This is a genomic window from Flavobacteriales bacterium (assembly GCA_016715895.1).
Lineage (GTDB): Bacteria > Bacteroidota > Bacteroidia > Flavobacteriales_F > PHOS-HE28 > PHOS-HE28.
Map to the genome: position 1 here is coordinate 1,624,028 of JADJXH010000004.1, position 24,423 is coordinate 1,648,450.

Genomic DNA, 24,423 nt, shown 5'->3' on the forward strand with positions numbered 1-24,423 from the left:
CGATGCCTCGGCGGGGGTGCTTCGATCAGTCCTCTTCGATCATCAGGTACTTGCCATGTCGCTCAGGGTCCGGCACGAACCACGCCGCATCACCTTTCGGTGTGCGACCCAGTCGGGCTCCGGGTAGCGGCGGCTTCCCGGCCACCTGGAGGCGCTCATGCGCAGGGCGGATCAGTCCGCCCAGCACGCTGTTCACCGTGGGGATCGGATAGGTGCGCTCCGGCATGAAGCCGCTCTCACGCAGCTCCTTGCAGGTCTTCTCCACCGCGTTGATGATGAACTCGATGTCCGCCGTGGTGTGCGCGGTGGTGATGAAGTGCGGGAAGTCCAGCACGTGCACGCCGTGGTAGCGCATCAGCATGAAGAAGAGCTCGGTGTAGTTGACGCTCTCGTCGTACTTCGTCTTGAAGGCGCTGCCGAAGTTCACCCAGCGGTAGGGGAGCTGGTACTGGTCGAAGAGCCCGTTCACGCGGGCCACCATGTCCTCGGTGATGGTGTTGAGGCGCTCCTGCAGAGCCGGGCCTTCGTTCTTCATGTATACCAGCGCGGCCTTCATCGCGGCCAGCGTCAGCGGGTGGCGCACGAAGGTGCCGGCGAAGTAGGTCACACCGGCGGGCGGCACGCTGTCGTCGCCATACTGCCAGTGGCCGCCGTCGAGGGCGTCCATCCATTCGCTCTTGCCGATCATGGCGCCCACGGGCATGCCGCCGCCGATCACCTTGCCGTAGGTGCCGATGTCGGCCTGGATGCCGAAGAGCGCCTGGGTGCCGTTGGGGTGCGTGCGGAAGCCGGTGATCACCTCGTCGAAGATGAGCGCGGTGCCGTTCTCCTGGGTGATGCGGCGCACCTCGCGGAGGAAGTCCACCGGACGGAACTCCATGCGGCGGCTCTGCACTGGCTCCACCAGCACGGCCGCTGCTTCGTGGCAGCGCTGCTTGATGATCTCCAGGCTCTCGGGCGTACCGTAGTCGAGCACGAGCATGTTCTGCACGGCCTCGGGCATGATGCCGGGCGCACCGGGATAGCTCTTCTTGCTCTTGCTGCCGCGGATGATCACCTCGTCGTTGATGCCGTGGTAGCTGCCGCTGAAGGAGATGATGAGGCTGCGGCCGGTCACCGTGCGGGCCATGCGCATGGCGCCGAGCACCGCTTCGGAACCGGTGTTGCACACCGCTGCACGATCTGCTCCGGTGAGTTCGCACAACAGTTTCGAGACCTCTGCGGCCAGCGGGTGCATGGGACCGATCTCGATGCCTTGCTCCAGCTGCTCATGGCAAGCCTTCTTGATGAAGTCGGGCATGTAGCCGAACATCGAGGAGCCGAAGCCGCTCAGGATGTCCACGTACTCGTTGCCGTCGATGTCCCACAGGTGGCAGCCCACGCTCTTGTCCACGACCACTTGGTAGATGAGCTCCTTGGTCTGCGGCTTGAAGCCGGTGACCACACGCGGGTCGGCCATCGGCTTGCGGTTCTCCTGGGTGAAGGCCTTGCTCTTCGCGGTCTTCGCCACGTAGCGCTTCACGAAGGCGTCGAACCAGGCGCGCTGCTGCGGCGTCATGTCGTCCACCTTCTCCTTGCTGATGCGCGCCTGGGCACCGAAGACCTTCTTCAGTTCGGGGGCGTCTTCGAAGGCAGAGGTGGCAGGGGCAGGCGCAGGAGCAACACCCGCGCTTTTTGCGCCTGCACCTGCTCCTGCCCCTGTATTCGTCCAATGCGGCAGAATGTAGTCCGCCAGTTTGTCCAGGTTCGGGACTTCCTCGTTCAATTGACGGAACGAGATCTTCACGCCGAACTTCTTGCTCAACGAGGTCGCCACCTGTGTGAGGAACAGCGAGTCGAGGCCCATCTCCAGGAAAGTCTCCTCGTTGCTGACCTCCGCCAGTTCAAGGCCGGAGCTCTCTTCCAGCAGGTGCTTGATCTGCGCGATCAGCGCCTCCTTGGGGCTGAGGTTGGCATCACCACTGTTGGGAACGGGGGCCTCGATCGTCGTGCTGGCGATCGCACGGCCGCCATCGGCCACCATGGTCACGGGGTCCACCCAGTGGCGGATGCGCTCGAATGCGTAGGTCGGCATTGAGATGCGATGACGCGTCTCGGTCTCGTAGAACTTCCTCCAGTCGATGAGTACGCCGCTCTGCCAAAGGCCACCGACCGCTTTGAGCAGTTGCGTCAGTTCATTGCCGTTGCCGGCGGAGTCGCCTAGAGATGGAACAGCCGCTTGCTTCTTGTTGTCGGTGCTCTGCTGACGAGCGAGCGTAGTTGCAGTCGTGCGAGGACCAACCTCCAGCATCACGCGGTCGGCATCGCTCCACGCGAACTTCACGGCTTGTGCGAAGCGCACCGTGGCGCGCAGGTGGTCGCTCCAGTACTTCGGCGAGGTGGCCTCGTCGTCCTTCATCCATTCCGCGGTCACCGTGCTGACGATGGGGATGCGCGGGGCACTGAGCTTCACGCCCTCCACCACCTTGCGGTAGGGCTCCACGATGGCGTCCATCATGGGGCTATGGAACGCATGACTGGTCACCAGCAGCTTGCAGGTGATGCCGTCCTTCTCCAGTTCAGCTTGCAGCTTGGCGATCGCCTCGTGCGGACCGCTGGCCACGCACAGCTGCGGACCGTTGTTCGCGGCGATGCTGCAACCGGCGGGGAGCTTCTTCACCACATCCTCTTCCGCCGCGCGCACGCTGAGCATGCTGCCACCGGGCAGTTCCTGCATCATGCGGCCCCGGTTGGCCACGAGCTTCACGGCATCCTCCAGCGAGAACACGCCGGCCAGGCAGGCCGCGGCGAACTCGCCGATGCTGTGGCCCATCATCGCATCCGGCGTGATGCCCCAGTGCATCCACAGTTTCGCGAGGCTGTAGTGCATGGTGAAGAGCGAGGCCTGCGTGTAGATGGTCTGCTTCAGCTGCTCGGCGGCCTTCTCCTCTTCACCGGCCTTCGGGAAGATGATGGCCTTGAGATCGGTGCCGAACTCCTTCGTGAAGAGATCGCAGCAACGGTCGAAGTGCTGCTTGAAGACGGGCTCGCTGTCGCAAAGGTCGCGGCCCATGTTCACGTACTGCGATCCCTGGCCGGGGAACATGAACACCACGCCGGGCGCGGCCTCGTGCAGCTCGCGCGTGCCGATCAGGTTGGTGTCCTTGTTGGCGATGGCCTCGATCACTTCGCCGTGCGAACCGCCTACGATCAGGCGACGATGCTTGAAGTGGCGGCGGCCCACCTGCAGGGTGTAGGCGGCGTCGGCAAGGTTGGCTTCGGGATGCGCTTCGAGCCACACGCGGAGATTCTCCGTCATGGCATCGAGACTGGTCTTGCTCTTCGCGCTGAGCAGGAGGAGCTGCTTGCTGCGCGATGCGCTGGAGGCCACGGCCACCGGCGGCTCCGCGAGGATCACGTGCGCGTTGGTGCCGCCCACGCCGAAACTGCTGACGCCGGCGATGCGCGGCTTGTCCGGCACACGCGGCCAGGCTTCGCTTTCCGTCAATACCCTGAACGGGGAATTAGCGAAGTCGATCGCGGGGTTCGGTGTCTCGAAGCCCACGTTCGCCGGGATCACTTCCTGTTGAAGTGCGAGGGCGGTCTTGATCACGCCTGCAGCACCGGCGGCCGGAGTCAGGTGACCGATGTTGCTCTTGATCGAGCCGATCACGCAGTGGTGGCCGTTGGTCTTGCCGCCGAACGCCAGCGTCAACGCCTCCACCTCGATCGGATCGCCGAGGGGGGTCGCCGTTCCATGGGTCTCCACGTAGGTGACCTCGCCCGGCGTCACGCCCGCATCGGCCTGCGCCATGGCGATCACTTCGGCCTGGCCGCGCACGCTCGGTGCGGTGAAGCTGGCCTTGTCGCTGCCGTCGTTGTTCAGCGCGGCGCCCTTGATCACCGCGTAGATGTGGTCCTTGTCGCGCACCGCGTCATCCAAGCGCTTCAGCACGATGATGCCGCACCCGTCGCTGAACGAGGTGCCCTTGCCGTTCGCATCGAAGGTGCGGGTACTGCCGTCAGGGCTGTACATGCCGCCCTCGTTGTACACGATGCCGCTGTTGATCGGCGCGGTGATCGCGATGCCTCCGGCCAGCGCCATGTCGCATTCGCCATCGCGCAGCGCATTGAAGGCCTGGGCGATCGCCACCAGCGAGGTGCTGCACGCCGTGTGGATGCTCAATGCCGGACCCCGCAGGTCGAACTCGAACGCGAGGCGCGTGGCGATGTAGTCCTTCTCGTTGGCCGTCATCACCGCGAAGTCGCCGACCTGCTCGATGAGCTCGGGGTGGCCGATGACGTTGCGGGTGAAGTAGGTGTTGTTGCCCATGCCGGCGTACACACCGATGAGCCCGGCAAACTGTGCGGGATCGTAGGCGGCATCCTCCAGCGCGGCCCAGGCGGTCTCCAGGAACACGCGTTGCTGCGGGTCCATCAGCGCGGCCACCTTGGGGTTCACGCCGAAGAAGGCGTGGTCGAACTTGTCGGCATCGGCGATCACGCCGCGGGCCTTCACGTAGTCGGGGTCGTTGCGCAGCTCGGCGGGGATGCTCGGGTCGAGCTCATCCACCGTCCACGTGCTGATGCTGTTCTTCTTCGCGAGCAGGTTCTTCCAGAGCTGCTCCACGTTCTCCGCACCCGGGAAGCGGCCGCTCATGCCGATGATGGCCACGTCCCGCTTTTCGGGCGAGACATGTCTCGCCCCTACGCGGGCTTTGGCCATGTCGGTGGGTGAAACAGCGCTCGCATCACCCTCAAGGAATGCTGCACATGCGCGGACCGTCGGGTGCTGGTAGAGCTTCACGATCGGCAGCTTCAGGCCATGGCTTTCCAGCTGCGCCACACATTGGATGCTCAGCAGCGAGTTGCCGCCGAGGTCGAAGAAGTTGTCGTCGATGCCCACGCGGTCGATGCCGAGCAGGTCGGCCCATACGTTCGCCAGCGTCTTCTGCACAGCGCTCGTCGGGGCGGCGAAGGCCACGTCGAGGTCGGGGCGTTTCACATCAGGTGCTGGTAGGGCCTTGCGGTCGATCTTGCCGCTGGGCGTGCGCGGTAGCTCCTTCACGGCCACGAAGGCGGAGGGCTGCATGTAGTCGGGGAGGAGGGAGGCGAGGTGCTTTCGCAGCTCGTTCGTGCTCAGTTCGTTGTTCGCGACATAGTAGCCGATGAGGCGCTTGAGGCCCGGACGGTCCTCGCGGACGGTGGCCACGGCCTGTTCCACCGCAGGGTGCTTTTCCATGGCCACCTCCACCTCGCCGAGCTCGATGCGGTAGCCGCGGACCTTCACCTGGCCGTCGATGCGGCCCTTGTAGTCGATCTCGCCGTTGGGCAGTTCCGCCGCACGGTCGCCGGTCTTGTACAGACGACCACCGGGGATGAAGGGATCCGCAAGGAAGCGCTCCGCCGTGAGGTCATCGCGGCCGATGTAGCCCTTGGCCACACAGGCGCCGCCGAGGTACAATTCACCTTCCTCGCCCTTCGCGACGGGCTTCATCTGCTCGTCGAGCACGTAGAGCTTCACGTTGTCGATGGCGGTGCCGATGTTGGGCAGGGCAGGCCAGGTGGAAGGATCGCCCTTCAGTTCGAGCTCGCTCACCACGTGGCCTTCGGTGGGGCCGTACTGGTTGCAGAAACGGCAGCCGGGCAGTTGCTTGAACAGGTTCGCGATGGCGGGCGTGATCTTCAGTTGCTCGCCGCTGGTGAAGACCTCTTTCAGCGTGGACGGCACTTCGCCGGTGCGCTCCACGGCCTCGGCCAGGTATTGCAACGCCACGAAGGGCACGATGATGCGATTGATCTTCTGGGCGATGATCTTCCGCAGGAGCTGCGAGCTGTTCAGGCGGTCCTCATCGGTGATCAGCACCAGCGTGCCGCCCTGGGCGAACGTGGTGAAGATCTCCTGGAAGCTCACGTCGAAGCTGATCGGCGCGAACTGCAAGGTCCGATCACCGGCCTTGCAGTTGCTGGTGCGCAGCTGCCACTCGATCAGGTTGGTGAGCGGCGCATGGTGCATCGCCACGCCCTTGGGGCGGCCGGTACTGCCGCTGGTGAAGAGCACATAAAGGAGGTCGTCCGGCGTGACGGGACATGGGCCTTCGAACAGGGGGCCGTTCTCCAGATCGACGTCCTCGATGAGGATGACCTTGGTCGAGGTGCCCTTGAAGAGGTGCTGGTGCGCCTTGCTGGTGATCACCACCGGCGGCTTGGCGTCCTCCAGCATGCCAGCGATGCGCTCAGCCGGGTAGGTGGGATCGATGGGCACGTAGGCGGCGCCGGCCTGCACGATGCCGAGGACGGATACGATGAGCTCGGGGGAGCGATCGAGGCAGAGGCCGATGGTGGTGCCACGGCCGGCACCAAGGCCCGTGACACGCCCGGCGATGCGCGACGCACGGGCACCGATCTCACCGGCGGTGAAGGTCAGTTCGTCGGAGACGAGCGCAACGCGTTCAGGATGGTCGGCGTGGGTGTTGACAATGCGGTCGATGAGGGTGCGTGAGCGGTCGGTGGACATCGGTGGTCGTGTTCGGGAGGGTGCGGGAGAAGGCAGGCGGTATACGACAAGCCCTGGGTTCGAGTTCGGATGTGCTTCAAGCCCACAGGATCAGGTGGTTAGCCTTGGCATGCGGGATGGTGGTCGGTCCGGTGGAGCAAAGATCGTCCTTCGTCGGCCGGATGTCCTGATCCATCGAATTGGTGGGCGCTTACGGCTTAGCGCGTGCCAGTTTCGTCGAACTTCGCGGCGTTTTTACCGCCCGAAGGGCGGAGATCTCCACATGCATCAGTTGAGCACGGAACGGGCGACAAGGGAGGGGGGCGAGGCGACGACACTCCCTCGTGCTGCTGGTGAGGGACTGATGGTCAGGTTCTTATGCGTGGTCCTCAGCTTTTGGTGGGCCATCCAGATCAGCCCTGGCCAGACCAACGGCGAGAACCGGTCCGTGCAGCTCTGGACCACCGTGACCTCCAGCCCGGCCGGCATCACCCTGAACTGGAAGTCGCACCCCAACACGACCGGGTTCACCGTCTTCCGGAAACTCAAAGGCGGCACCAGTTGGGGCAGCTCGATCGCCACACTGGGAAGCACGGCCACGCAGTTCACCGACAATGGGGTGCAGCTGAACACCTCCTACGAGTACAAGGTGGTGCGCACCACGTCCAACCTGGGCAGTGGGTACGGTTATGTCAACGCCGGCATCCAGCTGGAGATGGTCGAGCAGCGCGGCAAGGTGGTGCTGGTGGTCGACAACACCTTCACCGGGAGCCTCGCGGCGCAGCTCACCCAGTTGCAGAACGACCTGGAGGGTGAAGGGTGGAAGGTGATCCGGCATGACGTGAGCAGGACGGCGGCCGTGACGGCCGTGAAGTCACTGATCCAAGGCACCTACGCGGCGGATCCCTCCAACGTGAAGGCGGTCCTTCTGGTCGGACATGTTCCGGTGCCGCGGAGCGGGGCGTTGGCGCCCGACGGCCACAGCGACCACTACGGGGCCTGGAGCGCCGACGTGTATTACGGCGAGATGAACGGGGCGTGGACGGACAACTCCACGAACACCTCCACGGCGGCGTGGACCTTGAACCATAACGTGCCGGGGGATGGGAGGTTCGATCAGACCACGATCCCGACGGCCGTGGAACTGGCCGTAGGCCGGATCGACATGAGCGACCTGCCTGACATCGGCGTCAGCGAGACGACCCTGCTGTCGAACTACCTCACCAAGCTCCACAACTGGAAGGTGAAGGCGCTTACAGCCGATGTGAAGGGTCTGGTGGACGACAACTTCACCGGCTATTCGGAGGCGTTCTCGCAGAACGGCTGGCGTGGCTTCGGCCCGCTGGTGCATCCCAACAATGTGGCGGCTGCTGATTATTTCGGCACGCTGGCCACCCAGAGCCGCCTGTTCAGCTACGGGTGCGGGGGAGGCTGGTTCAACAACTCCAACGGTGTCGGCAACACGGCCCAGTTCGGCACCACCCAGGTGAGGACCATCTTCACCTTTTTGTTCGGAAGCTATTTCGGGGACTTCGACACGCAGAACAACTTCCTGCGGGCCCCGCTGGCCTCCGGCCATGCCCTGACCAGTGCGTGGGCCGGGTTCCCCAACTGGTTCATCCACCACATGGGCATGGGGGAGACCATCGGCTACAGCCTGGTGCTGGCGCAGAACAACAGCACCAACCACTATGAGCCCACCAACGGGCAGACCTCGCGCGTCCACATCGCCTTGATGGGCGATCCCACCTTGCGCATGCATGTGGTGGCCCCGGTCTCGCAGGTCACCTGCAACCAGACCGGTGGGAGCACGGCGAACATCAGCTGGACGGCCTCCCCGGATGCGGTGATCGGGTATCACGTCTACCGCTACGATACCAACACCCAGAACTGGGTGCGTCGGACGTCCACGCCGGTCACGGCCACAAGCTTCATCGATAACATCACCGGTCTGACCGGAACGGTGCGGTACATGGTGCGCGCACTGAAGCTGGAGGTGAGCCACAGCGGGAGCTACTACAACCTGAGCCTCGGCATCGTGGGCACCCTGAGCATCGCCGGTCAGGTGGCGGACTGTCTGGGCGTGGTGGGCGGGAGCGCGCTGCCGGGCACCGCGTGCAACGACAACAACCCGAATACCATCAACGACACATGGACCAGTGGCTGCCAGTGCGCGGGCCAGCTGCCTGCGGATTGCCTGGGTGTTCCGGGAGGCACCGCCCTGCCGGGCACGTCGTGCAGCGATGGCAACGCCTGCACCACCGGGGATGTCTGGAACAGCAACTGCCAGTGCGTGGGCACCCCCATCGTCTGCAATGACAACAATCCGTGCACCACGGACCAGTGCAGCAACGGGGTCTGCGTGTTCAGTGCCGTTCCCGACAGCGATGGCGATGGCATCTGCAACGCGACGGACAACTGCCCGAACACACCGGGCCAGGTGGGCAGCGCGTGCAATGACAACGACCCCTGCACGACGAACGATGTGCTGAACGCGAGCTGCCAGTGCGTGGGCACGGCGAGCCCGGACAGCGATGGGGACGGCATCTGCAACGCGACGGACAACTGCCCGAACGCGCCGGGCCAGGTGGGCACCGCCTGCAATGACAACGACCCCTGCACGACGAACGACGTGCTGAACGCGACCTGCCAGTGCGTAGGGACAGCGCTTCCGGACAGCGATGGCGACGGCATCTGCAACGCACAGGACAACTGCCCCAACGCCCCGGGCCAGGTCGGGAGTCCCTGCAATGACGGCAACGCGCAGACCGTGAACGACGCGCTGAACGCCAGCTGCCAGTGCGCGGGGATCCCCTTGAACCTGGACTGCCTGGGTGTGCCCAATGGCGGGGCCTTGCCGGGTACGCCTTGCAATGACGGGAACGCCTGCACCACCGGGGACACGTGGAACGGCAACTGCCAGTGTGTCGGTGTTCCGTTGGTCTGTGATGATGGGAACCCCTGTACCAACCAGCAGTGTCTGGGCGGCACCTGCATCTACATCCCCGTTCCGGACAGTGATGGCGACGGGCTTTGCAACGCGATCGACCCCTGCCCGGCCCTGCCCGGGGTGCCCGGAACCCCTTGTGACGACGGCGATCCGACGACGGGTGAGGATGCGATAACCGCCGACTGCACCTGTGCGGGACTTCCCATCGATTGCAACGGGGTCCCGGGCGGAGGAGCGGTGCTCGACCTGTGCGGGGTGTGCGGCGGGACCAACGACTGCTTCGATGCGCTGGTGTGCTACACCGCGGGTGGTACGAGCGATCCCGATGTGGAGCAGGCCGTGAACGGTAACGTGTACCACGATGTCGGACCGCTGGACCTGGTCTACGATAGCGAGCCCACGCATTGGAGGGGTGATCAGCTCATCGGTATCCGCTTTGAAGGGGTTGAGGTGCCCGTGGGCGCCACCGTGGTGGCCGCCAGCCTGCAGTTCACGGCCAGGACGAACGAGAACGTCGATCCCTGTGTGCTGACCGTCCGTGCGGAGGCCGTGGCCAACGCCGCACCCATCGGCTGGTCCCAGTTCGAACTGACCTCCCGCACCCCGACGGCCGCTTCCGTGGTCTGGTCGCCCCAGCCATGGCTCATCGCCGACGAGGAGGGCCTGTCGCAGCGCAGCCCCGACCTCGCCGCCGTGATCCAGGAGGTCATCACCAGACCCGGTTGGCAGTCGAACAATGCGGTGCTCATGATGGTCGAGGGCATCGGCGGTCGGTCCGCTTACAGTTGGAACCAGGATCCGGCGAAAGCCCCGCGCCTTTGCATCGCGTTCACGGAGCCACCACCGCCGGTCATCGACTGTCAGGGCGTGCCGAACGGTCCGGACCTTCCAGGTTCACCCTGCGATGACGGCGATGCGGGAACGGGCAACGACCTCTGGGACACGAACTGCTCCTGTGCGGGACTGCCGATCGACTGTCTTGGGGTGCCGGGCGGTGGCGCGGTCCCGGGTTCCGCCTGCGATGACGGGCTCTCCTCCACGGGCAACGACACCTACACCGTGGATTGTGAATGTGCAGGTCAACTGATCGACTGCCTCGGCGTGCCCGGAGGTCCGGCGTTGCCGGGGACCGCTTGCGACGACGGTCAGTTCCTCACCGTGGATGATGTGTGGGGAGTGGACTGCATCTGTGCAGGGATACCCACGGGGATCGACTGTCAGAACATCCCTGGTGGCTCCGCGCTGCCGGGTTCGTCTTGCGATGATGGGGATGTGCTGACGGTCAATGACGTGTGGTCGGCGAACTGTCAGTGCATCGGCTCGGTCGTGGATTGCCTCGGCCTGCCGGGAGGCCCCGCACTGCCGGGAAGTCCATGCGACGATGGCGACCCGCTCACCGGCGCGGATGCCTGGGGCACGGACTGTTCATGTGCTGGTCTTCCGCTGGATTGTCTGGGACAACCGGGCGGAGCTGCGCTACCGGGTGCCTCCTGCGATGATGGCGACCCGGACACCGGGAACGATGCATACGACGGGGCGTGCCAATGCGTCGGCGTTCCGCTGGATTGCCTGGGCGTTCCCGGTGGCCCGGCGACCGTGGGAAGTCCGTGCGATGATGGTGACGGGGCGACCGGTGACGACACATGGACCGCGGGTTGCGATTGTGCGGGGCAGCTCATCGACTGTCTCGGCCAGGTGGGCGGCTCCGTGCTCCCGGGGACACCCTGCGATGATGGCGACCCCACGACGGGGGATGACGTCTATGATTCGAACTGCACCTGTGCCGGCCTGCCGTTCGACTGCACCGGGCAGCCCGGAGGGAACGCCGTCCCGGGCGTCGGTTGTGACGATGGCGATGCCGGTACGGGCAATGATGTGTGGGGAGCGGACTGCCTCTGCGCGGGGCTGCCCTTCGACTGCGAAGGCGTGCCCGGAGGTGGCGCTCTTGCGGGGACCCCGTGTGACGATGGCGACCCGACGACCGGGGACGACCGGTATGGTCAGAACTGCATCTGTGCCGGTCTTCCGTACGACTGCGAGGGAACACCCGGTGGTGCAGCGTTGCCGGGGACCGGTTGCGATGACAACGACGCTTCGACCGGGGACGACCGTTGGACGACCGACTGCACCTGCGTCGGCCTGATCCTGGATTGCCTCGAGGCGCCCGGTGGTGCAGCCCTGCCTGGCACCCCCTGCGATGACGGTGATCCCGACACCGGTGACGATACCTGGGGTGTGGATTGCACCTGCGTTGGTGCGCTCATCGACTGCACGGGCATCCCTGGAGGCCCTGCGCTTCCGGGTTCACCGTGTGATGATGGCGATCCGGGCACCGGCGACGATCAGTGGGGGGGGGGATGCACCTGCGCAGGCCTTCCGATCGATTGCGCCGGCGTACCCGGTGGTCCGGCCTGGCCCGGCGTTCCCTGCGACGATGGCAATTCCGGCACCGGCAATGACCAATGGACCAGCGCCTGCATCTGCGTGGGCGAGGCCTACGATTGCGCAGGGGTGCCCGGAGGTACCGCCTTGCCCGGCGTGGGCTGCGATGACGGGAACGCAGGCACCATCAACGACACCTGGACATCCACCTGTGAGTGCATCGGCATCGCGGTGGACTGCGCGGGGGTGCCGGGGGGGGAGGCCTTCATCGATGCGTGCGGCGTATGTGCCGGCGGAACCACGGGGGTCGATCCCGATCCGGATGACGACCTCGACGGGGTGCTCGATTGCACGGACAACTGTCCGGGCCTGCAGAACGCTGCCCAGTCCGACCTCGATGAGGATGGTCTGGGTGATGCGTGCGACAATTGTCCTTGGGTGTACAACCCGGGTCAGGAGGACAGCGATGGCGATGGGGTGGGCGACCCCTGCGAGGTAATCTCCGTCCCTGAACACCCGGATGGCATCATCGGAATTCTGGTCCATCCGAACCCCACCAGCGGCTTGGTCCGCTTCGATTGGGACGGGCCTCGTCCTGACCGTTTGGTGGTGTACGATGTGATGGGCGCCCGGGTGCTGGACCTGCCCTATGCGGCCGTGCTGGACCTTTCGGGACTAAGCACAGGCACCTATGTGCTGGAGCTTCGGGACGACCGGGGGCGGACCATGGCCCGCGCGCGCGCCGTGCGTGACTGAGCGACCGGTGGCGGACCCGGTCCCCAGGGTCGGCGTGGGATCTTTTCCAGGAACCTCTCCTCCGTGATCGGTGGATCGCGTGACCGGCCGGTGGTACCGGTCGGAGGGGTTCGTGATGCACCCCGGCCTGTGGTCATCCACACCGGGCAGTGCCGCTGGAACAACCTCGGTGAACAGTGGTCATGTCGGTGTGCCGGTTCATCCTCGGCAGGCTGACGCTGGTCGATCGGGGTTGACCGCCGGGAAGGCCATCAACGTAACCCGGAGCAGGCAGGAACCGATACAAGGGCCACCTGTAGATGGACCACCAGGCATTCGACCACGCCAAGACCCTCGCGGGTTCCGGTTTGCCGACCGGAGCGGTCCGGACACAGGGCATCCTTCCAACCCTGCTCCACGCCCATGCTCCGCTCCACCCTTGCCGCCGTTGCGGTCCTGTCGATCGCCCTTAGCGGTCATGCCCAGACGGCCTCCCAAACGAGCGCCGTCCAGCTGCAGGCCACCGTGCAGGCCAGCCCGCCGAGGATCACCCTCAGCTGGCCGGCCTTCTCCAACACCACCGGCATCACGATCTACCGGAAGTCGAAGGCCGCCACCTCATGGGGAAGCGCCATCGCCACCCCACCCGCGTCGTCCACAAGCTACCAGGACAATGCCGTCACCGTTGGGACCTACTATGAGTACCGCCTGGTGCGCACGGCCAACGCCGGCACCGGTCAGGGATACATCGCCACAGGCATCGAGGTGCCCGCCACCGAGTACATGGGCAAGCTGGTGCTGCTGGTGGACAACACGTTCAGTACGAGCCTGAGCACCGAGCTGGCCGTTCTTGAACAGGACCTGAAGGCCGACGGATGGACGGTCCTCCGGACGGACGTCAGCCGCACCGCCTCGCCGGCGAGCATCCGCAGCATCATTCAGACCGCCTACAACGCCGATCCCACCAACGTGAAGGCGGTGTACCTCGTCGGCCATGTACCCGTGCCCTACAGCGGGAATATCGCACCGGACGGCCACAATGAGCATCAAGGCGCCTGGCCCGCCGACACCTACTACGCCGATGTGAACGGCAGCTGGACGGACAACTCGGTCAACATCGTGACGAGCCAGCGCGTCGAGAACCGGAATGTGCCGGGGGATGGCAAGTTCGATCAGAGCGACCTGCCCACCCCTGCTGAGCTACAGGTCGGCCGGGTCGACCTGTACGACCTGCCCGCGTTCGGGCAGACGGAGACCGAACTGATGCGGGCCTACCTCAACAAGGCCCATGACTTCAAGATCAAAGGCTTCACCCCGCAAGTGCGGGGCATCATCTTCGACAACTTCCAGTACACGGGGTACCCGTTCGCCGCCGGTGGCATCCGCACGATGGCACCGCTGGTGGGGGCCTCCAACCTGACCTTCCCGAACCAGAACGGCCCCTCCTTCTACACCCTGGTCAACAACCAGAGCTACCTGTGGACGTACAGCTGCGGCGGCGGTCTGCAGCAGACGGTGAACGGTGTGCTCACGTACAATGGGGCCAACAACGTCGCCACCACCCAGAACCTCGCCGCCAGCCAGTTCGACGGTGTCTTCAACCTCTCCTTCGGCAGCTACTTCGGGGACTGGGACAACAAGAACAATTTCCTGCGCGCCTTTCTCGCCAGTGGCAAGGCCTTGAGCAGCTGCTGGTCGGCCATCCCGCACTTCGCGTTCCACCACATGGGTCTGGGCGACAACATCGGGTACAGCGCCCTGGCCACCATGAACAACACCACCAGCCTCTATGCACCGATGCACGGAGGCTGGCAGGGCAGCATCGGTAAGTCACACCTCGCGTTGATGGGCGACCCATCACTGCGGATGACCATGGTCGCTCCGCCGTCGAACCTTCAGGTCACCAACGTCGGTGGCAACGCGAGCTTCGCTTGGACGGCCTCCTCGGAAACGGTGCTTGGCTACTACATCTATGCCTTCGATCCCGGGACCGGGGCCGTGTCCCGCGTGGTACCCGGACTTGTGACCGGAACCTCGTATACCAGCCCGACGGTGCCCTTCATCGCCGGCCGCCAGTACATGGTGCGTGCCGTCAAGCTCCAGACCTCGACCAGCGGGAGTTATTTCAACCTGAGCCTGGGGGCCATCGCCACGGCCTCCGGCACTCCGCAGCCCGATTGCCTGGGTGTCCCCGGTGGTTCCGCCGTGCCCGGCTCGGCCTGCAACGACAACAACCCCTGCACGACGAACGATGTACTGAACGCGAGCTGCCAGTGCGTGGGCACCCCGAGCCCGGACAGCGATGGCGACGGGATCTGCAACGCGACGGACAACTGCCCGAACACGCCGGGCCAGGTGGGCAGCGCGTGCAACGACAACAACCCCTGCACGACGAACGATGTGTTGAACGCGAGCTGCCAGTGCGCGGGTACCCCGAGCCCGGACAGCGATGGCGACGGGATCTGCAACGCGACGGACAACTGTCCGAACACGCCGGGCCAGGTGGGCAGCGCGTGCAACGACAACGATCCCTGCACGACGAACGATGTGCTGAACGCGAGCTGCCAGTGCGCGGGTACCCCGAGCCCGGACAGCGATGGCGACGGGATCTGCAACGCGACGGACAACTGTCCGAACACGCCGGGCCAGGTGGGCAGCGCGTGCAACGACAACGATCCCTGCACGACGAACGATGTGCTGAACGCGAGCTGCCAGTGCGTGGGCACCCCGAGCCCGGACAGCGATGGCGATGGCATCTGCAACGCGACGGACAACTGCCCGAACACGCCGGGCCAGGTGGGCAGCGCGTGCAACGACAACGACGCGAACACCATCAACGATGTGGTGGGCGCCAACTGCGTGTGCGCCGGTACGCCGGTGACCCTGGACTGCCTGGGTGTGCCGAACGGCACGGCCCTGCCTGGCTCGGCGTGCAATGACAACAACGCGAACACGATCAACGACCAGTGGGACGCGAACTGCGTGTGCGCCGGTACGCCGGTGACCCTGGACTGCCTGGGTGTACCGAACGGCTCGGCCTTGCCCGGCACGGCGTGCGATGACGGCAACGCGAACACGGGCAACGACCAGTGGGATGCGAACTGCGTGTGCGCCGGTACGCCGGTGACCCTGGACTGCCTGGGTGTACCGGGCGGAAGCGCCCTGCCTGGCTCGGCGTGCAATGACAACAACGCGAACACGATCAACGACCAATGGGATGCGAACTGCGTGTGCTCCGGCACGCCGGTGACGCTGGACTGCCTGGGCGTACCGAACGGCACGGCCCTGCCGGGCACGGCGTGCGATGACGGCAACGCGAACACGATCAACGACCAGTGGGATGCGAACTGCGTGTGCGCCGGCACGCCGGTGACCCTGGACTGCCTGGGTGTGCCGAACGGCTCGGCCTTGCCCGGCACGGCGTGCGATGACGGCAACGCGAACACGATCAACGACCAGTGGGATGCGAACTGCGTGTGCGTGGGTCAGGCGATCGACTGCCTGGGCGTACCGGGCGGAAGCGCCCTTCCTGGCACGGCGTGCAATGACAACAACGCGAACACGATCAACGACCAGTGGGATGCGAACTGCGTGTGCGCCGGCACTCCGGTGACGCTGGACTGCCTGGGCGTACCGAACGGCACGGCCCTGCCGGGCACGGCGTGCGATGACGGCAACGCGAACACGGGCAACGACCAGTGGGATGCGAACTGCATGTGCGAGGGTGAGCTGCTGGACTGCCTGGGTGTACCGGGCGGAAGCGCCCTTCCTGGCACGGCGTGCAATGACAACAACGCGAACACGATCAACGACCAGTGGGATGCGAACTGCGTGTGCGCCGGCACGCCGGTGACGCTGGACTGCCTGGGCGTACCGAACGGCACGGCCCTTCCGGGCACGGCGTGCGATGACGGCAACGCGAACACGGGCAACGACCAGTGGGACGCGAACTGCGTGTGCGCCGGCACGCCGGTGACGCTGGACTGCCTGGGTGTCCCGAACGGCACGGCCCTTCCGGGCACGGCGTGCGATGACGGCAACGCGAACACGATCAACGACCAATGGGACGCCAACTGCGTGTGCGCCGGCACGCCGGTGACGCTGGACTGCCTGGGCGTACCGAACGGCACGGACCTGCCGGGCACGGCGTGCGATGACAACAACGCGAACACGATCAACGACCAATGGGATGCGAACTGCGTGTGCGCCGGCACGCCGGTGACGCTGGACTGCCTGGGTGTGCCGAACGGCACGGCCCTGCCGGGCACGGCGTGCGATGACGGCAACGCGAACACGGGCAACGACCAGTGGGACGCGAACTGCGTGTGCGTGGGTGAGCTGCTGGACTGCCTGGGTGTACCGGGCGGAAGCGCGCTGCCGGGCACAGCGTGCGATGACAACAACGCGAACACGATCAACGACCAGTGGGACGCGAACTGCGTGTGCGCCGGTACGCCGGTGACGCTGGACTGCCTGGGCGTACCGAACGGCACGGCCCTGCCGGGCACAGCGTGCGATGACGGCAACGCGAACACGATCAACGACCAGTGGGATGCGAACTGCGTGTGCTCCGGCACGCCGGTGACGCTGGACTGCCTGGGTGTACCGAACGGCACGGCCCTGCCGGGCATGGCGTGCGATGACGGCAACGCGAACACGGGCAACGACACATGGGATGCGAACTGCACCTGCGTGGGTCAGCTGCTGGACTGCCTGGGTGTACCGGGCGGAAGCGCCCTGCCTGGCTCGGCGTGCAATGACAACAACGCGAACACGATCAACGACCAATGGGATGCGAACTGCGTGTGCTCCGGCACGCCGGTGACGCTGGACTGCCTGGGCGCACCGAACGGCACGGCCCTTCCGGGCACGGCGTGCGATGACGGCAACGCGAACACGGGCAACGACACGTGGGATGCGAACTGCACCTGCGTGGGTCAGCTGCTGGACTGCCTGGGCGTACCGGGCGGAAGCGCCCTTCTTGGCACGGCATGCAATGACAACAACGCGAACACGATCAACGACCAGTGGGATGCGAACTGCGTGTGCGCCGGCACGCCGGTGACGCTGGACTGCCTGGGCGTACCGAACGGCACGGCCCTTCCGGGCACGGCGTGCGATGACGGCAACGCGAACACGGGCAACGACGCGTGGGACGCGAACTGCACCTGCGTGGGTCAGCTGCTGGACTGCCTGGGTGTACCGGGCGGAAGCGCGCTGCCTGGCTCGGCTTGCAATGACAACAACGCGAACTCGATCAACGACCAATGGGATGTGAACTGCGTGTGCGCCGGTACGCCGGTGACCCTGGACTGCCTGGGTGTGCCGAACGGCACGGCCCTGCCTGGCTCGGCGTGCAATGACAACAACGCGAACACGATCAACGACCAGTGGGACGCGAACTGCGTGTGCGCCGGTACGCCGGTGACGCTGGACTGCCTGGGGGTACCGGGCGGAAGCGCACTGCCGGGCACGGCGTGCGATGACGGCAACGCGAACACGGGCAACGACCAGTGGGATGCGAACTGCGTGTGCGTGGGTGAGCTGCTGGACTGCCTGGGTGTACCGGGCGGAAGCGCACTGCCGGGCTCGGCGTGCGATGACGGCAACGCGAACACGGGCAACGACCAGTGGGATGCGAACTGCGTGTGCGCCGGCACGCCGGTGACGCTGGACTGCCTGGGCGTACCGAACGGCACGGCCCTTCCGGGCACGGCGTGCGATGACGGCAACGCGAACACGGGCAACGACCAGTGGGACGCGAACTGCGTGTGCGCCGGCACGCCGGTGACGCTGGACTGCCTGGGTGTCCCGAACGGCACGGCCCTTCCGGGCACGGCGTGCGATGACGGCAACGCGAACACGATCAACGACCAATGGGACGCCAACTGCGTGTGCGCCGGCACGCCGGTGACGCTGGACTGCCTGGGCGTACCGAACGGCACGGACCTGCCGGGCACGGCGTGCGATGACAACAACGCGAACACGATCAACGACCAGTGGGACGCGAACTGCGTGTGCGCCGGTACGCCGGTGACGCTGGACTGCCTGGGGGTACCGGGCGGAAGCGCACTGCCGGGCACGGCGTGCGATGACGGCAACGCGAACACGGGCAACGACCAGTGGGATGCGAACTGCGTGTGCGTGGGTGAGCTGCTGGACTGCCTGGGTGTACCGGGCGGAAGCGCACTGCCGGGCTCGGCGTGCGATGACGGCAACGCGAACACGGGCAACGACCAGTGGGATGCGAACTGCGTGTGCGCCGGCACGCCGGTGACGCTGGACTGCCTGGGCGTACCGAACGGCACGGCCCTTCCGGGCACGGCGTGCGATGACGGCAACGCGAACACGGGCAACGACCAGTGGGACGCGAACTGCGTGTGCGCCGGCACGCCGGTGACGCTGGACTGCCTGGGCGTACCGAACGGCACGGCCCTGCCGGGCACAGCGTGCGATGACGGCAACGCGAACACGATCAACGACCAGTGGGATGCGAACTGCGTGTGCTCCGGCACGCCGGTGACGCTGGACTGCCTGGGTGTACCGAACGGCACGGCCCTGCCGGGCATGGCGTGCGATGACGGCAACGCGAACACGGGCAACGACACATGGGATGCGAACTGCACCTGCGTGGGTCAGCTGCTGGACTGCCTGGGTGTACCGGGCGGAAGCGCCCTGCCTGGCTCGGCGTGCAATGACAACAACGCGAACACGATCAACGACCAATGGGATGCGAACTGCGTGTGCTCCGGCACGCCGGTGACGCTGGACTGCCTGGGTGTACCGAACGGCACGGCCCTGCCGGGCACGGCGTGCGATGACGGCAACGCGAACACGGGCAACGACCTGTGGGATGCGAACTGCGTGTGCGCCGGCACGCCGGTGACGCTGGACTGCCTGGGTGTGCCGAACGGCACGGCCCTGCCGGGCACGCCGTGCGATGACAACAACGCGAACACGGGCAACGACCAATGGGACGCGAACTGCGTGTGCGTGGGTCAGGCGATCGACTGCCTGGGCGTACCGGGCGGAAGCGCCCTTCCTGGCACGGCATGCAATGACAACAACGCGAACACGATCAACGACCAGTGGGACGCGAACTGCGTGTGCGCCGGCACGCCGGTGACGCTGGACTGCCTGGGTGTCCCGAACGGCACGGCCCTGCCGGGCACGGCGTGCGATGACGGCAACGCGAACACGATCAACGACCAATGGGATGCGAACTGCGTGTGCGCGGGCACGCCGGTGACGCTGGATTGCCTGGGTGTGCCGAACGGCACGGCGCTGCCAGGCACGCCTTGCGATGACGGCAACGGCATGACCAGCAATGACATCTGGGACGCGGATTGCAACTGCTTCGGGTTCCTCGTTCTGATGGACTGTGCAGGTGTGCCGAACGGGAACGCATTCCCTGGAACGCCGTGCGACGATGGCGACGCGAGCACGGGCAACGACCTGTGGGATGCGAACTGTGCCTGCAACGGACAGGAGTATGACTGTGCGGGGGTACCGGGAGGCACGGCCTATGTGGATGCGTGCGGCGTCTGCGCGAGCGGCACCACGGGCATCGTCGCCGACCCGGATAGCGATGCGGACGGGCTGCTGGATTGCATGGACAGCTGCCCCTTCGCTTACGATCCCGGCCAATTCGATTTCGACCAGGATGGCATCGGTGATGCCTGCGACAACTGTTCCTGGATCGCGAACCCGGACCAGGCGGACACCGATGGGAATGGCATCGGTGATGTCTGCGATCAGGCCAACGCGATCGCCGAAGCCGCAGGGATGTCCCACTTCACCTTCGCCCCGAACCCTGCACGGGAGGAGGTGCTCCTCACGGCCGTTCCCGCGAATGCGCGCCGTGTGAAGCTGGTGGCGTTGACGGGCGCCGTGGTGCTCGATGTCGATGTGACGCAGCGAAGGATCGCGTTGGACGCGGTTCCTGTGGGCGTGTATCAACTGATGGCGCTTGACGCGGACGGAAGACCGCTGGCGCAGGGCAGGCTCGTCCGGCAATGACGCGTCCTGCTTGGAAGGAAGGCCCGGCCGGCAAGCCGGGCCTTTTTCATTTCACCAGGGTGACGTGACCGAAATACTCCCGGCGATCGGCACTGAAGGCGTCGCGCACGATCATCCTCCACGTGTACACGCCATCCGGAAGCAGCTCCGCGGAGCCTTTCAGCGCACCGTTCCACGATAGGCCCGGTTCAGCCGCAGAGAACACGAGCTCTCCCCAGCGGTCAAAGATCCAGAAGCCGAAGTCCTCCGTGTCCGCACCCACGAGCACCGGCTGGAACGTGTCGTTGAACCCATCTCCGTTCGGGGTGAAGGCGTTGGGAACATGCACGATGAGCACATCGTCCACCAGCACCATGGCGCAGGCTTCGGCGGCACAGCCCAGGCTGTCGGTGGCCAGCACGCAGACCAGATGATGCCCGGCCAGGGGAGGGTCGAAGCGGTACCGCAGTTCGACGGTGGTGTCCACCGGGGTTCCGTCCACCGCCCACAGATGGGCGCGGCACACATCACCGACCGGCCATGCCTCAACGACCGCATCATCCAAGGGGATCACGGTGCGTCGCACTTGAACGCCCACGTTCGGAGGCGGCAGCGCGGTCACCAGTGCGATGGACGAGGTCTCCCACGTACAACCGGCCGTATCCGTGTATTGAACGCTTGGAGCGTATGTGCCCGCTTGCGCATAGGTGTGGTCCACGGGGCCGTTCTGTACGATCACGGTCCCATCGCCCAGTTGCCATGTGAGGTCCACCACGGCCGTCCCGTACTGCGGGATCAGGGTCACCGCCAATGGAGCGCACCCGGATGCGGGCACCACGGTGGCGATGAGGTCGGGACGGGTGGCGATGTCCACCTGCACGGCTGCGGTATCCGAGCTTCCAGCGCACGCGCCAAGGCCTTGCACGGCGTACAGGTACATACCCTCCTCGGCGACCGCAGGGTCGACGAGCGAACCGCTCGGCGTGCCATCCGGTGCGGACCAGGACCCGCCGGTCTGGGCCGATGGCCCCAGCACGGGGATCATATCCACGGGCGCCTGGGAAGCACAGAGCACAAGGCTTCCGTCCAGGCCTGCCTGTGGGAGAGGGTCGATGTTCACCGTGAGCACGGCCGTCGCGTTCGGACAGGGGGAGTTCCTGTGACCGTGTAGGAATACGCACCGGAGACCGCACTGCCCGGATCGATCGGCGGGATCACGACCGCTCCGCCTGGGGCGGTCCAGGTCCCGCCGGAAGCAGGGTTGCCACCCAGGACGGACAAGGGGTCGAACGGGGGGGCGTCGGCGCATACCGTATGGATGGCAGCGGCTCCGGCGTCGACGGGGGGCACCTCATCCACAAGGACCGTGGCGGAATCGGCCGGGCAGGGACCGACCCCGCCAAGCAGGTACTGGTAAGCGCCGGGCGCATCGGTGGGTGGATCGTAGTCCGGCCCCTGGGTGTTGCCGTTCGGGTCCGTCCACGCACCGCCGGGATCGGGACTTCCACCGAGCGCGGTGAACAGGGCGGTCGGTGCGCCGTTCGCGCACACGGTGAGCGATCCAGGTACGCCCGCGTCGGGTGGCTCAAGCAGGCTGAGGTTCACCGTGTGCGTACCATCCGTGCAGGGGGGAATGGCGGCAAGCGTGTAGGTGTAAGTGCCCGCGATCGCAATGGATGGATCCACGAGGCCCGTGCTGGAACCTCCGACCGGATCGGTCCATGACCCGGTGGCCGGAAGTCCGCTGAGCAGGGAGAGAAGGTCCACCGGCGGTGCGCTCGTGCAGGCGCTGAGCGAGGCTGATCCTCCTGTGGGCGGGGCGGGCACCACGGTCAGGTCCACCTCCGCGGAGGCCGGTGAGCATGGAGCCGGTGCGTTCACCAGATAGGTGTAGGTGCCCGCCGTGGCCGTTCCCGGCACGATGATCCCGGTGATCGGCAGACCGAACGGATCCGTCCAGGTTCCTCCTGGGTCCGGCGAACCTCCCAGCAGCAGGAAGAGGTCCGCTGTGGGCAGATCGTCGCACAGATCGACCACCGCATCGATGCCGGCGTTCGGTTGGTTCACCTCCGTCACCTGAACAGTGGCGCTTGCGTCCGCACAGGCCGGACCACCCGGCACCGTGTAGGTGTAGCTGCCCGGTCCGTTCAACACCGGATCGTAGGTCCCGCTGAACACGGCCCCGTTCTGGTCCGTCCAGGTCCCTCCTGGCTGGGCCGATGCGCCCAACGTGGTGAAGAGGTCGGTAGGACCACCCGCGGCACAGAGGGTCACCGCGCCGTTCGTTCCCGCATCCGGCGCAAGCTCGGTCGACATCGTCACCGTGGCGCTCACCGTCCCGCAGGGCGGGCCAGAGCCGACCGTGTACGCATAGGCACCATCCGGGCTTGACCCGGGTGTGAACGTGCCGCCGAAGACCTGTCCGTTCGGGTCCGTCCAGCTGCCGCCGGGTTGCGGGGTTCCGGTCAACAGGGTGTACAGGGTGATCGCGGCATCCGAGGAGCAAACGGTGAAGGATCCTCCCGTCCCGGCATCGGGCTCGGCAGCTACGCTGATGGTGATCGTCGCCACGGCATCGACGCAGGGTGGCGTGCCGGACACCGTGTAGCTGTATGTGCCGGCGGGGTCGACGGCGGGATCGAACTGGGTCCCATGAACAGCTCCATTGGGGTCGGTCCATGATCCTCCGGCATCCGGTGCACCGCCCAGTTGAAGGAACAGGTCCACCGCAGGGCTTATGTTGCACACGGACAGTGCACCGTCCGCGCCGGCATCAGGGGCCGCCGATACCTGCACGGTCACCGTGCTCTGTGCATCGATGCACGGCGCCGTGCCAGTGAGGGAGTAGGTGTACTGACCGGCCGTCCCGGTGGAGGGATCGAAGAGGTTGCCGGACAGCGCCCCCGGCCCGCTCCACGTGCCGCCGAGATCGGCGTTCGGGCCCAGGAGCGCGAACAGATCGATGGCGGCCGCATCGCTGCAGGTCGTCACGCTCGTTGAAGTTCCGGCTTGTGGCTGGGCATTGATGGTCACGGTCACAACGGCCTGGTCCGAGCAACCACCGTTGGCATCGACCACCTCATAGGTGTAGGCACCCGGAGGCGCGGTCGCAGGGTCGAGTGTACCGGACATCGCGTTGCCGAACGGATCGGTCCAGGCGCCACCGGGCTGCGCCGAGCCGCCCAGCAGCGTGAGCAGGTCGATGACCGGTCCCTGATCGCATGTGGTGATGGACGCATCCACCCCGGCTTCGGCATTGCAACAGGCGGCGGTGGCGGGGGCACTGGCCACCACGGCGTCCCCGGTGCATCCTGAACTGCCCCAGCCGCCCGTTTCGCTGTCCCCGTAGGTATTGACCGTCATTCCCAGGTCCGCACCGTCCACGCAGTCCACCCCACTGGCGACGGTCACGGTCCAACAGAACTGCCAGTTGGTGGCCCCGTTGCAGAAGTCGCCGAAGTTGTTGCCGGGGTTCCCGTCGTTGTCAAGGTCGAAGAAGAATCCGGGCCCCACAGTGCCGATCGCGGTGGCCGCGGTGCCGGTGCAGGTGGGATACCATCCCCAGCTCCCGGTGCTGGGTCCGCAGGTCGGGGGGGGTGGTCCCGGGGTCAAGGTGCTCGCGTCCCATCCCGGACCGGGCACCGGGACCAGGCCGTGGAACCAGTTGGCGTTCGTCGTGTTCCAGAAGGTGACCGTGAAACAAAAGGTCACCGACTGGCCGCCGGCGTAGGTGCCGTTCACCGGAGGGGGCGCGGCGGTATAGGTGTAGGTGACCAGGCAGGGCTGGGCAGCCAGCAGGGCCGGGGTCGCGATGCCGACGAAAAGGAGGGCTCGGAGGGCCACTGCCGCAGGGAGTTGCTGCGGGAAGATAGCGGCTCGGAGC

Annotated in this window: 5 protein-coding genes; 2 read left to right on the plus strand and 3 right to left on the minus strand. The window is 66.0% G+C overall.

Annotation, left to right across the window (positions count from 1 at the left end):
• Positions 1-25: 25 nt before the first annotated feature.
• Positions 26-6,496 (minus strand): amino acid adenylation domain-containing protein, encoded by a 6,471-nt coding sequence (locus IPM49_15700; protein ID MBK9275966.1) that lies wholly within the window; start codon positions 6,494-6,496, stop codon positions 26-28.
• Between the two features lie 361 nt (positions 6,497-6,857).
• On the opposite strand from IPM49_15700, the gene IPM49_15705 reads away from it, so the two are divergent.
• Both IPM49_15705 and IPM49_15710 read left to right on the plus strand, forming a co-directional pair.
• Entirely contained in the window at positions 6,858-12,563 is a 5,706-nt protein-coding gene (locus IPM49_15705) for a thrombospondin type 3 repeat-containing protein (protein MBK9275967.1), read from the plus strand.
• A 402-nt stretch (positions 12,564-12,965) separates the two neighbouring features.
• The gene (locus IPM49_15710) at positions 12,966-20,561 is read left to right on the plus strand and encodes a fibronectin type III domain-containing protein (GenBank protein MBK9275968.1); all 7,596 of its coding nucleotides are present in this window, start codon (positions 12,966-12,968) and stop codon (positions 20,559-20,561) included.
• Positions 20,562-20,607: 46 nt separating this feature from the next.
• On the opposite strand, the gene IPM49_15715 is transcribed toward IPM49_15710, so the two are convergent.
• Both IPM49_15715 and IPM49_15720 read right to left on the minus strand, forming a co-directional pair.
• A complete protein-coding gene (locus IPM49_15715) occupies positions 20,608-21,669 on the minus strand; it encodes a gliding motility-associated C-terminal domain-containing protein (GenBank protein MBK9275969.1) in 1,062 nt (353 codons plus the stop codon).
• Positions 21,657-24,383, minus strand: coding sequence for a hypothetical protein (locus IPM49_15720; GenBank protein ID MBK9275970.1), 2,727 nt, complete (start codon positions 24,381-24,383; stop codon positions 21,657-21,659). The genes IPM49_15715 and IPM49_15720 overlap by 13 nt, the downstream gene beginning before the upstream one ends.
• Positions 24,384-24,423 lie beyond the last annotated feature (40 nt).

What these genes read in the sequence shown, in the direction of transcription:
- IPM49_15700 (MBK9275966.1), bottom strand. Translation starts at nt 6,496, where the DNA reads ATGTCCACCGACCGCTCACGCACCCTCATCGACCGCATTGTCAACACC.
- IPM49_15710 (MBK9275968.1), top strand. Translation starts at nt 12,966, where the DNA reads ATGCTCCGCTCCACCCTTGCCGCCGTTGCGGTCCTGTCGATCGCCCTT.